The 10,391-nt window shown below is 71.6% G+C and carries 11 protein-coding genes; 6 read left to right on the forward strand and 5 right to left on the reverse strand.

Going from position 1 to position 10,391, the window contains the following annotated elements; translation table 11 throughout:
- Positions 1 to 56: 56 nt before the first annotated feature.
- Positions 57 to 1,211, reverse strand: a complete 1,155-nt coding sequence (locus ACFY0U_RS41345) for a DUF4190 domain-containing protein (protein ID WP_388645092.1) — start codon at positions 1,209 to 1,211, stop codon at positions 57 to 59.
- A gap of 90 nt (positions 1,212 to 1,301) precedes the next feature.
- On the opposite strand from ACFY0U_RS41345, the gene ACFY0U_RS41350 reads away from it, so the two are divergent.
- Both ACFY0U_RS41350 and ACFY0U_RS41355 read left to right on the forward strand, forming a co-directional pair.
- Positions 1,302 to 2,510 (forward strand): serpin family protein, encoded by a 1,209-nt coding sequence (locus tag ACFY0U_RS41350; RefSeq protein WP_388645094.1) that lies wholly within the window; start codon positions 1,302 to 1,304, stop codon positions 2,508 to 2,510.
- Positions 2,510 to 2,689: a hypothetical protein gene (locus ACFY0U_RS41355; protein WP_388645095.1), complete on the forward strand. Its 180-nt coding sequence runs from the start codon at positions 2,510 to 2,512 to the stop codon at positions 2,687 to 2,689. The genes ACFY0U_RS41350 and ACFY0U_RS41355 overlap by 1 nt, the downstream gene beginning before the upstream one ends.
- Before the next feature lie 8 nt (positions 2,690 to 2,697).
- Here the strand turns inward: ACFY0U_RS41355 and ACFY0U_RS41360 are convergent, their stop codons facing one another.
- Positions 2,698 to 4,254, reverse strand: a complete 1,557-nt coding sequence (locus tag ACFY0U_RS41360; protein WP_388645096.1) for a S8 family serine peptidase — start codon at positions 4,252 to 4,254, stop codon at positions 2,698 to 2,700.
- A gap of 138 nt (positions 4,255 to 4,392) precedes the next feature.
- Here ACFY0U_RS41360 and ACFY0U_RS41365 point away from each other — a divergent pair, with 138 nt between their 5' ends.
- The gene (locus ACFY0U_RS41365) at positions 4,393 to 5,499 is read left to right on the forward strand and encodes a pyridoxal-phosphate dependent enzyme (protein ID WP_388645098.1); all 1,107 of its coding nucleotides are present in this window, start codon (positions 4,393 to 4,395) and stop codon (positions 5,497 to 5,499) included.
- A gap of 28 nt (positions 5,500 to 5,527) precedes the next feature.
- Here ACFY0U_RS41365 and ACFY0U_RS41370 read toward each other — a convergent pair whose 3' ends face one another.
- Positions 5,528 to 6,358: an oxidoreductase gene (locus ACFY0U_RS41370; protein ID WP_388645100.1), complete on the reverse strand. Its 831-nt coding sequence runs from the start codon at positions 6,356 to 6,358 to the stop codon at positions 5,528 to 5,530.
- Positions 6,359 to 6,440: 82 nt separating this feature from the next.
- Here ACFY0U_RS41370 and ACFY0U_RS41375 point away from each other — a divergent pair, with 82 nt between their 5' ends.
- The 3 genes from ACFY0U_RS41375 (at position 6,441) to ACFY0U_RS41385 (ending at position 9,067) form a co-directional block, all read left to right on the forward strand.
- On the forward strand, positions 6,441 to 7,346 hold the full coding sequence (locus tag ACFY0U_RS41375; RefSeq protein WP_388645102.1) for a LysR family transcriptional regulator: 906 nt from the start codon (positions 6,441 to 6,443) through the stop codon (positions 7,344 to 7,346).
- 168 nt (positions 7,347 to 7,514) lie between these two features.
- Complete coding sequence (locus ACFY0U_RS41380; protein WP_388645103.1) at positions 7,515 to 8,423, forward strand: squalene/phytoene synthase family protein; 909 nt, start codon at positions 7,515 to 7,517, stop codon at positions 8,421 to 8,423.
- Between the two features lie 62 nt (positions 8,424 to 8,485).
- The gene (locus ACFY0U_RS41385; RefSeq protein WP_388645104.1) at positions 8,486 to 9,067 is read left to right on the forward strand and encodes a Uma2 family endonuclease; all 582 of its coding nucleotides are present in this window, start codon (positions 8,486 to 8,488) and stop codon (positions 9,065 to 9,067) included.
- Positions 9,068 to 9,078: 11 nt separating this feature from the next.
- Here the strand turns inward: ACFY0U_RS41385 and ACFY0U_RS41390 are convergent, their stop codons facing one another.
- Together ACFY0U_RS41390 and ACFY0U_RS41395 are read right to left on the reverse strand one after the other, a co-directional pair.
- Positions 9,079 to 9,633, reverse strand: a complete 555-nt coding sequence (locus ACFY0U_RS41390; protein WP_388645106.1) for a transposase — start codon at positions 9,631 to 9,633, stop codon at positions 9,079 to 9,081.
- Complete coding sequence (locus ACFY0U_RS41395; protein WP_388645107.1) at positions 9,630 to 10,205, reverse strand: transposase; 576 nt, start codon at positions 10,203 to 10,205, stop codon at positions 9,630 to 9,632. The genes ACFY0U_RS41390 and ACFY0U_RS41395 overlap by 4 nt, the downstream gene beginning before the upstream one ends.
- Between the last annotated feature and the right edge of the window lie 186 nt (positions 10,206 to 10,391).

Raw genomic sequence — 10,391 nt, forward strand, 5'->3', positions numbered from 1 at the left:
TGACACGTGCCCGCGTCGGGCTTTACGCAGGCACTTTCTCCCCGCTATAGCGGTGATCACACATCGAGTTCTCCGGCGTCCCCGCCGCCGCTCCCGCTGTCGTACTCCTCGTCGTACGACGGCACCGTGGTGGCCAGGCCCAGAGCTTCGCGGGCGGTGACGGTGCTCTTGCCGTCGATGAAGTCGTAGCCGGCGTCGTAGTGCTCGTAGTACGTGTCGACGTCCCCCGCGTCCGCCGCCTTCGCCCACTCCTCGCGGGCCTCCTTCATGTCCTTCACGAAGTCGGCGACGGGGCGCGCGGCCCCGGCGGACCAGGAGCGGCCGTCCAGCGCCTCGGCCTGCTCGCCGAGCGCGGTGTCGACGTCGGCCGCCCAGTCCGTGTTCGCCGGGAGGTCGTCCTCGGCGTAGTCCTCGGGCTCCTCGTAGAGCACCGTGTCCAGGGCGTTGGCCGCCTTCAGGAAGGCCAGCTGGTCGGCGTCGAGGGTCGTCTCGTCGTTGCGCAGCGAGCCGGTCAGGCTCTTGTTCTCGTCGACGTTGCCGAACACGCAGGTGATCTCGCGGTCCCCGAAGGACCAGCTGTCCTCGGACGGCACCAGGTAGTAGACGTCCACATCCTCCGGCACGGCCCAGGCGTCCATGGCGTACGTCTCCTGGAGCGCGTAGCACTTGTCGTCGGCGGTGTCCTCGATCGCGCTGTCGCCCGGGAAGTCGCCGCCGGGCAGCTTGACGACGGCGAACACCTCGCCGTGGTGCGCCTGGGCGCAGGGCACCTCGTCGACGTCGTAGGTCTCGCCCGTCAGGGCGCCGGTGCCCGAGTCGAAGCAGTCGCCCTTCTTGAGCGAGTAGGCGCTGCCCTCGCCTTTCGCGGCGTCCTTGAAGCCGTCCCAGAAGTCGGCGGCGGCGCCGGTGGTGAGCGACAGGGTCCACAGGAGGAGGCCCACCGAGGACAGCACGGACCCCGCGATCGCCATGCCCTTGCCGCGCTCGCCCTTCTTCTTGATCTGGCTCAGCGCGATCAGACCCAGGACCAGCCCGACGGCCGGCAGGAAGCAGAGGATGCCGAGGACCAGGGCGGCGATGGCGAGGCCGTTGACGGGCACGGGCTGCGCGTATCCGCCGTAGCCGTAGCCCCAGGGGCCGGGCGGGGCGTAGGGGCCCTGCGGGTACGGCCCTTGGGGCTGGTGGGGGCCGGGGGGCGGGGGTATGGACACGGGTACCGTGCTCCTGGTTCGGGCTGGGGGTTCTCGGGAGAACTCACGTGCGACTTGGCGCATGGTAAGCGCGGGGTGAGCGGGGGCGGAATGGCGGTCACGAAGGCGACGATCCGGGCGGTCAACGACCTGACCGCGCGGTGGGCGGAGGCCTCGGCGGGCGGGACGGTGTTCTCGGCGGCCGGTGTGTGGCCGCTGCTGGCGTTCCTGGCGGACGGGGCGGGCGGTCCGGCGCGGGGTGAGCTGGCGGACGCGGTCGGGATGTCCGCGGACGAATCGGCGGCGGCCGCGCGGGAGTTGCTCGGTGCCATGGGGCGGATGCGGGGGCTGGACTCGGCCCTCGGGCTGTGGACCAGGCGGACGCTGGAGCTGCGGGAGCGGTGGGAGGCGGGGCTGCCGGTGGAGGCGCACGGGGTGCTTACGGGGGATGTGGGCGTCGACAAGGGGGCGCTGGACGCGTGGGCGGCCAAGCGGACGGGCGGGCTGATCGAAGAGATGCCCGTGCAGGTGACCGAGGACACCGAGATGGTGCTGGCGAGTGCGCTGGCGTTGCGGACGCAGTGGCTGAGCCCGTTCCGGGACCTCCCCCTGTGGCCGGGTGCGGGACCGTGGAGGGACCGCAGGCTGGCCGGGCTGTACCGGAGCAGCGAGCTGCTGGACCGGGTCGGGGTGGCCGACACCCCCCACGGTCATGTCACCGAGCTGAGGGTCCTGGGAAACAACGCCATCGACGTCCATCTGCTGCTCGGCGAGGAGCGGATGACCCCCGGGCAGGTGCTGGGGGCCGGCGTGGACATCCTGGCGCGGAGGCGTGCGGTCGTGCCGGGTGATCGGTTTCCCTGCGGGGAGGTCGGGCCGGGCCTGAGGGTCGAGAGGGTCCGCAGCGCGGCCCCCCACCCTCCGATCCTGGACGTGTCCACCGTGGCCTTCGGTATGAGGGCGAAGCACGACCTGCTGGCCCTTCACCGGCTGTTCGGTCTCACCACCGCCGCCACCCCCACGGACCGGGGCCACTTCCCGGGAATCAGCGACTCACCGATGGTCATCGGATCGGCCGAGCAGTCCGCGATGGCGGAGTTCACGGCCGTGGGCTTCCGTGCCGCCGCGGTGACGGTCATGGCCGCCATCGGCGCCGGCATACCCCAGCTCCGCTGGGTGACCACCAGGGTCAGGGCCACCTTCGACCGCCCCTTCGGCTTCCTCGCCGTGCACCGTCACTCACGCCTCGTTCTGGTCTCGGGCTGGGTCACCGACCCGACGGCGTACCCCGCGGACCCGGACTACGACGAGGACCTCTGATGATCGACGCGGTGAACGGGCCGACCGCCCGCTGGGCCGCCGTCGAAGGCGGGACCGTCTTCTCGGCGGCCGGTGTTTGGCCCCTGCCGGCCTTCCTCGCCGTCCACCGCGACACACGGCTCGTCCTCGCGGCGGGCCGGGTCACCGACCCTGAGCCCTACCGCGAGGACGATCTCTGACCGACGTACTAGAACTGCAGCGCCCAGGCGTCGATCCGCCCGGTGTCCAGCGCCGCGTTGTCACTGACCCGCAGCCGCCACGTGCCGTTGGCGACCTCGGAGGAGGCGTTCACGGAGTACGTGGTGTTGATGTTGTCCGAACTGCCGCCGGTGCCGTACGCCTTGAGGGTGTACGCCGTGCCGTCGGGGGCGACCAGCTGGACCTGGAGGTCGCCGATGTACGTGTGGACGATGTGCACCTCGACGGACAGGGCGGAGGGCGCGTTGCCCGTGACGCCGGAGACGGTCACCGGGGACTCGGCGGTGGCGTTGTCGGCGATCGCGTAGTCCGCGGTGTTCTCGAAGCGCGGCCCGGGCGGGGTGACGGTGCCTCCGGGGACGTTCAGGAGGCGGTTGGGCGAGCCCGTGCCGGGGCTGGTGACGACGCCGGTGGAGGCGAGGCTCACCAGCCCGGAGGAGACCTGCGCGGGCGTCGCCGACGGGTTGGCCGCCAGGTACAGCGCCGCCGCGCCCGCCACGTGCGGGGTCGCCATCGACGTACCGGAGATGGTGTTCGTGGCGGAGTCGCTGGTGTTCCAGGTCGAGGTGATGGAGGAGCCGGGGGCGAACAGGTCGAGGACCGTGCCGTAGTTGGAGTAGCTCGCCCTGGCGTCGGTCGAGGTGGTGGCGCCGACCGTGATGGCCTCCGTCACACGGGCGGGCGACCTGGTGGAGGCGTTGGTGCTCTCGTTGCCGGCCGCGACGGCGAAGGTGATGCCGGAGGCGACGGCGTTGCGGACGGCCGTGTCGAGGGCGGTGTCGGCGGTGCCGCCGAGGGACATGTTGGCCACGGCCGGCTTGACGGCGTTCGCGGTGACCCAGTCGATACCGGCGACGACCTGGGCGGTGGTGCCGGAGCCGGAGTTGTTGAGGACGCGGACGCCGACGATGTTCGCCTTCTTGGCGACGCCGTAGGCGGTTCCGGCGACCGTGCCGGCGACGTGCGTGCCGTGCCCGTTGCCGTCCTGGGCGGTGTTGTCGTTGTCGATGGCGTCGTAGCCGTAGCGGGCCCGGCCGCCGAAGTCGCCGTGGGTGATGCGGACGCCGGTGTCGATGATGTACGCCGTGACACCCGTGCCGGCCGAGTCCGGGTAGGTGTACGAGCTGTTCAGCGGGAGCGTCTTCTGGTCGATGCGGTCCAGGCCCCAGGAGGGCGGGTTGGTCTGGGTCGCCGCGATGCTGAAGGTCCGGTTCTGGACCACGGAGGCGACGGCCGGGTCGGCGGCGAGACGTTTCGCCTCGGACGCGGAGGCCTCGATCGCATAGCCGTTGAGGGCCTTGGTGTAGGTGCGCTCGATGTCGGCGCCGTGCCGCTCGGCCACCGCCTTGCCCTGGGCGGAGCCCGACCTGGTGCCCGCCTTCAGGGTCACGATGTAGCTGTCGGCCACGGCGTTCGCCGCGCCCTCGTACTGGATGCGGCCTTCGGGGGCGGCCGTGGCCGGGAGGGCGGAGACGAGGCTCGCGGCAAGTGCGGCGGTCATCGCCGCGCCGAGCACCGCATATCTTCGGTGACGCATCGCTGCCATCTGAGGGGTCCTCCTCGATCGCTGGTGCGCTGATATGTTCATGTCAATTTGCTGTGGGGTTGCTGTGTGCCCGCCGAAAGATTGATGCCTCCACAGGAATTGCACAAGGGCCCTGGAGGGCCCATCTACGCTGCGCACATGAGCCCACTGCCGGACTGTTACTGCCCCGTCGACGGCACCCGCGTCCCCGGCGGCTCGCTCGTCTGGTGCTGCCCGGTCTGCCGCGGCCCCCTCGACCTCGACTTCCACCCCACCCCGGCGCCCCTCAAGTCCCTTACCGGACGGGCCAATTCCCTGTGGCGGTACGCCGAGACGCTCCCGCTCGCCACCCCCTCGGTCTCCCTCGGCGAGGGCCGCACCCCGATGGTCGCCCTGCGCGACGGTGTCTCGGCCAAGCTGGACTTCCTGATGCCGACGCTGTCCTTCAAGGACCGGGGCGCGGTGCTGCTCGCCGAGCTGGCGCTGCGTCTGGAGCCGCGCCGGGTGGTCGCGGACAGCAGCGGCAACGCGGGCACGGCCGTCGCCGCGTACTGCGCGCGGGCGCGGCTGCCCTGCACGGTGTACGTCCCCGAGGGCACGTCGGCGAAGAAGCTGGAGCAGATCGGGGCGCACGGGGCCCGCCTGGAGGTGATCGCCGGTGACCGGGAGGCGGCCGCTGCGGCGGCCCGTGAGGCGGCGGACTCGCCGGGCACCTTCTACGCCTCGCACGTCTTCAACCCGTACTTCCTGCACGGCACGAAGACCTACGTCCACGAACTCTGGGAGGACCTCGGCGGGCGCCTCCCCGACGTCCTCGTCCTCCCCGTCGGCAACGGCACGCTCCTGCTGGGCGCCGCCCTGGCGGTCGCCGAGCTGCACGGCACCGGGCTGATCGACCGCAGGCCCGCCCTGTACGCGGTCCAGGCGGCGGCGGTGGCTCCGCTCGCCCACGCCTGGGAGGAGCGGGCGGAGGACCTCGTCGGCACGACCGCGGCGGCGCCGACCCTCGCCGAGGGCATCGCGATCCCCCGGCCGCCCCGGGCCCGGCAGATCCTGCGGGCGGTACGGGAGTCGGGGGGTGTCTTCACGACGGTGACGGAGGACCAGATCCGCCACGCCCAGCGGGACCTGGCGTCGATGGGGCTGTTCGTGGAGTCGACGGGGGTGGCGTGCTGGGCGGCCGTGCGGGAGGGGTTGCTCGGGGAGCGGAGCGGGGTGGTGCCGCTGTGCGGGGCGGGGATGAAGTCGGGGCTGGCGGAGGCCTAGTCAGCCGGCTCGGGGGCCGCTCGCGCGGTCAGTCGTCGAAGCCGGTCGCCCGGGTTGTCTTCTCCCAGGCGACGACGTCCTCGCGGACCTGGTCGAGGTGGCCCAGGACCGCGGTGACACCGTCGTCGCCGAGCGGGAGGCGCAGGGGCGTGCGGTCGGCGTGGAGGGCGGCCAGAATCACCGCGGCCGCCTTGGCCGGGTCGCCGGGCTGGGAGCCGTCACCGCCGGCGACGAAGCTGCGGGTGCCGCCGACCTTGGCGTACACCCCGCTGTCCGCGCTCGCGCCGGCCCGGTCCGCCTCGAACAGCGAGGTCCGGAAGGCGCCCGGCTCCACGATCAGCACCTTGATGCCGAACTCCGCGACCTCGTCCGCGAGCGCCTCGGACATGCCTTCCAGGGCGAACTTCGTCCCGCTGTAGGCGCCGAAGCCCGCGAAGGACATCTGCCCGCCCATGCTGCTCATCTGCACGATCGCCCCGGAGCGCCGCTCCCGCATCGACGGCAGGACGGCCCGCACGAGCGCCGCGGGCCCGAAGACATGCACGTCGAACAGCGCGCGCAGCTCCTCCTCCCCGGTCTCCTCGAAGGCGCCGACATGGGTGCGGCCCGCGTTGTTCACGAGGACGTCGATCCGCCCGTGCCGCGCCACCACGTCCCGTACCGCCGCCTCGGCGGCCGACGTGTCGGCGACGTCCAGGCGCAGCGCCTCCACCTGGTCGGGGTGGGCGGCCACGAGGTCGTCCAGCGCCTCGGGCCGGCGGACGGCGCCCACGACGACGTCGCCGTCGGCGAGGGCCGCCTTGGCGATCTCCCGCCCGAATCCGCTGCTCGCGCCCGTGATCAGCCAGACCTTGTTCATCTCGATCCCCTTCGTTCGAGTGGTTCGTGTACCAGCCTGCTGCGAAAGTCCGTTGCCCGTCCAAGACCCACGGTGATAACCGATGGCTATGACGACGGACGTGCATCTGAGGGATCTGCGCTACTTCCTCGCGGTGGCCGAGGAACTGCACTTCACGCGGGCGGCCGAGCGGCTGTACGTGTCCCAGCCCGCCCTGAGCAAACAAGTACGTGCGCTGGAGCGGCAGTTGGGCGTCGAGCTGTTCCGCCGCGATCGGCACGGCGTGGCGCTCACCGGGGCGGGCGAGGCGCTGCTGCCGCATGCCCGGCGGGTGCTGGCCGACTGGGCGGAGGGCGCGGCGGCGGTGGCGGCGGCCCGTTCGGCGCAGCGCAGCACGCTGGTCGTGGGGATGAGCACCAGCCCGGGCCGTGGCGGACTGCTGCCGGCGATCCGCTCCCGCTTCACCGCGGCCCATCCGGACGCGGTACTGCGTGTGCGCCAGGTGAGTTGGGAGGACCCCACCGCGGGTCTGGCGGACGGGGACGCGGACGTCGCCTTCGTCTGGCTGCCCCTGCCGGACGCCGACCGCTACGCGTGGACGGTGGTCGCCGAGGAGCCCCGCCTGATCGCCCTCCCGGAGACCCACCCCCTGGCGTCCCGCCCGGAACTCGACTTCTCCGACCTCGCCGACGAGCCGTTCCTCGCCCTCCCCGAGACCGCGGGCCCGCTGCGCGACCACTTCCTCGCCCTCGACGAACGCGCCGGCCGCCCGGCCCGCGTCGGCGCGGAGATCGCCGGCACGGAGGAGACGTACGAGGCCCTGGTCGCCGGCCTCGGCATCTGCCTGGTCGCCGCGGGGAACGCTCCGCTGATCACACTGGGCGGGGTGGTGACGCGGGCGGTGCGCGGGGTGAGCCCGAGCCGGTATGTGCTGGCGTGGCGGGAGGGGGACCGCAGACCACTGGTACGGGCGTATGCGGAGGCGTGCCGGTCGGTGGTGGGAGCCTGACAGGGCGGCTGCTTCGGGGCGGGCGTCCGCGGAGGCCTGCCGGGCGGTCGCGGGAGCCTGACAGGGCAGGCGCCCCGCCGCAGACGTACGCGGAAGCCTGCCGGGCCGTCGCGGGAGCCTGACAGGGCGGCTGCTTCGGGGCGCGGCGGGGCTGTCTACGATCGCCGCATGAGCGCGTGGAAGAGGGCCCTGGACGCGGCGGGGATCCGGGAGCCGGAGTTGCGGAGGGACTACGACGCCCAGCGGCGGCTGGTGGCGCGCGAGCGGCGCAGTTCGTATCTGGCGGCCCGGGTGCTGCTGCCGCGGCCGATGCTGCCGCACGTGGTGGCCGCGACGGCCGTCATGCACCACGGGGACGACCTCCTGGACACCGGCCCGAAGCCCCAGCGGGTCGCGGCGTGGGCGGCATGGGAGCGGCGGCTGCGCGAGGCGCTGGAGAAGGGCGTGGCCGACGATCCGCCGGTCCGCGCGTTCCTGCACACCATGGCCGCGTATCCGCGGCTCGGGGAGGTGACCGAGGAGTATCTGGCCACCGCCACCGCCGAGTTGGAGTTCACCGGCTTCACGACGGAGGCCGACTTCCAGGCCTACGTCGACGCCTACTCGCTGCCCGCCTTCATGCTGGTCGGCACCTTGCTGGGACCGGAGACCGACGACGGACGGTACCGGGCCCTGTGCCGCACCCTCATCGAGGGCAGCCAGCGCCTGGACTTCGTCAACGACCTCGCCGAGGACCTCCCGGAAGGCCGTCTCGGCATCCCGACCGAGACCCTGCGGCGCTTCTCCCTCGCCCCGGAGGACCTGACGGCGGGCCAGACACCACCGGGCCTGCGCGACTTGCTGAACGACCAGATCGACGCCGCCCGCACCGCCCTGAAGGCAGCCCGCGGACTACCGGCCCTCGCCGCGCCCCAGGGCCGCGCACTGCTGAGCGCGGTGATCGACATCGAACTCCTGACGGCGGACGCGGCGGCAGCACGGGGAACGGCCCTGCTGAACGGTTCCGCGAGCCCGTCGCTGCCGGGCACGCTGCGGGTACTGCGAAACGCCCGCAAGCTGCGCCGAACGACAGAGTGAAGGCGGTCGCCCCCGTTGACGATCTCGTGGCCCGGCCCCGGTCGGGTCTCTACGGTTGAACCATGACCGCACTGCCCGACTGGATGCGCCCACCGCGCTCGGAAGGCTGGTTCGCGGAGGACCTGGACCGCCTCCCCGAGGCACCCCGCCATACCGAGCTGTTCGACGGAGCTCTCGTCTTCAGGTTGTCGCCCCAGCGAGCCTGGCACAGCCGCCTCGTCACCATGCTCACCGTCGCTCTCATGGAGCAGGCACCCGCCGATGTCAGGGTCGGCCGCGAGATGACCATAAAGCTGGACGAGCGAAACCGGCCCGAGCCGGATCTGCTGTTGACGACGGCCGAGTACGACGGAGACCGCACCTGGTTCACACCGGACGAGGTGCGGCTCGTCATCGAGGTCGTCTCCCCCGAGTCCGCCCACCGCGACCGCACGGTCAAGCTCCGCAAGTACGCGGAGGCCGGCATCCCGCACTACTGGTGCGTCGAGGACGAGGACGGGGCACCCGTCGTCCACGTCTACGAGCTCGACGAGCCGACCGACCGCTACGCGCCCGCCGGCATCTTCCGGCGCACCCTGGAGCGCCCCGTGCCTTTCGAGATCAGCCTGGACCTCGACAAGCTCACCCCGCCGAGCGGCAACTAGTGCTGGGTTCCTCAAACGGTGTACACATATCGGCGCCGTAGTCGGCGAGTTGGTGGTGCGGGTCTGCCCCAGATCCACGGGTTGGCATGGGCGTTGAGCTGGTCGGTCGCCAGGGTGGTGGCGTATTCGATGTCGTCGCGGTTGGCGAATGACCGGCCGGCGAGGGCGGCTTTGCGGAAGATGCGCCACCAGCCTTCCTGCAGGTTGAGCCAGCATGCGCCCACCGGGATGAAGGCATGGTGGATACGGGGATGGTCCTCCAGCCAGGTCCGGGTGGACACGCTGTTATGACTGGACAGGTTGTCGGTGACGATCCAGATCTCCCCGTCCGGGTTGGCGTCCTCGAGCAGTTGCAGGAACTGCTGATAGAAGACGCTGTTGCGGGAGGACGCGGTCATCGTGACCGCCTGGCCATCGGCCGGTCGCAGGCCACCGTAGACCCAGGTCTTCTCCGGCCCCCGGCTGTAGTCGAGTTCCGCTTTGATCCGGTGCCCGTCGGGTGACCAGGCAGGTGCGGGCGGGAAGGTCCGCGGGATCACAGGCCCCAGCTCGTCGGCGCAGATCACCGTCGCGTCGTCGGGCGGATGGGTGTAGAGGCCGATGAACCTTGTCCTTTTGGGACGAAGTCCGGGTCCTTCGAGCGCGTCCAGGACCGGGTACGACGCCAGCGCACGCCCTCGGCGAGCAGGATGCGGCGGACCTGTGAGCGGCCCACCTCGATCCCTTCGGCCCGCGCCGCCGCGGCCAGGGAATCCAGGGTCCACTCGGCTGGCCCGGACTCGTCGAGGGCCCACAGTTCCCCGACGGGCTCCCACCTCAGCCGCCCCGCTGGCACGGTCTTGACCAGGGAGATAATCCTGGAGCGTTCCTCCTCAGTGATCCGTCGCTTGCGGCCCTGCCCGCCCAGATCATCCAGTCCTGGCAGGCCTGATCGGTTGAAGCGATGCAGCCAGCACCGGACCGTTTTCTGGCTGCAGTCCAGCTCCACGGCGATCGCCGGCACCCGTAGCCCCGACCAGCTCAGCTCGATCATTCGGGCCCGCATCACCACATCCCGCGGAGCCTTCCGGGCCCGCGACAACCGGCGAACGACGGCCCGTTCGTCCTCGTCACGCCCCGGTCGTGCCCGTAAAACCATCGTCTAGCACCCGCCCCCGAGCACCCTCAACTACCCCGCCACCAGGGCACATACCCAGCGAAAGAGGAACCCAGCACTAGTAGGACTCCGTTAGGTCTTTCCGTTGGGCCTGATCAAGAGCATGTTGGGTGTGTGGACGCACATGAAGTGAACCGCATGCGGGCGATGTTGGCGTTGTTCGTGGCG

This window comes from Streptomyces sp. NPDC001536 (genome assembly GCF_042894505.1).
GTDB lineage: Bacteria > Actinomycetota > Actinomycetes > Streptomycetales > Streptomycetaceae > Streptomyces.

Coding starts and splice junctions, on each gene's coding strand:
- ACFY0U_RS41350 (WP_388645094.1), top strand. CDS start 1,302: ATGGCGGTCACGAAGGCGACGATCCGGGCGGTCAACGACCTGACCGCG.
- ACFY0U_RS41385 (WP_388645104.1), top strand. CDS start 8,486: ATGACCGCACTGCCCGACTGGATGCGCCCACCGCGCTCGGAAGGCTGG.
- ACFY0U_RS41360 (WP_388645096.1), bottom strand. CDS start 4,254: ATGGCAGCGATGCGTCACCGAAGATATGCGGTGCTCGGCGCGGCGATG.
- ACFY0U_RS41375 (WP_388645102.1), top strand. CDS start 6,441: ATGGCTATGACGACGGACGTGCATCTGAGGGATCTGCGCTACTTCCTC.
- ACFY0U_RS41395 (WP_388645107.1), bottom strand. CDS start 10,205: ATGGTTTTACGGGCACGACCGGGGCGTGACGAGGACGAACGGGCCGTC.
- ACFY0U_RS41380 (WP_388645103.1), top strand. CDS start 7,515: ATGAGCGCGTGGAAGAGGGCCCTGGACGCGGCGGGGATCCGGGAGCCG.
- ACFY0U_RS41370 (WP_388645100.1), bottom strand. CDS start 6,358: ATGAACAAGGTCTGGCTGATCACGGGCGCGAGCAGCGGATTCGGGCGG.
- ACFY0U_RS41365 (WP_388645098.1), top strand. CDS start 4,393: ATGAGCCCACTGCCGGACTGTTACTGCCCCGTCGACGGCACCCGCGTC.
- ACFY0U_RS41355 (WP_388645095.1), top strand. CDS start 2,510: ATGATCGACGCGGTGAACGGGCCGACCGCCCGCTGGGCCGCCGTCGAA.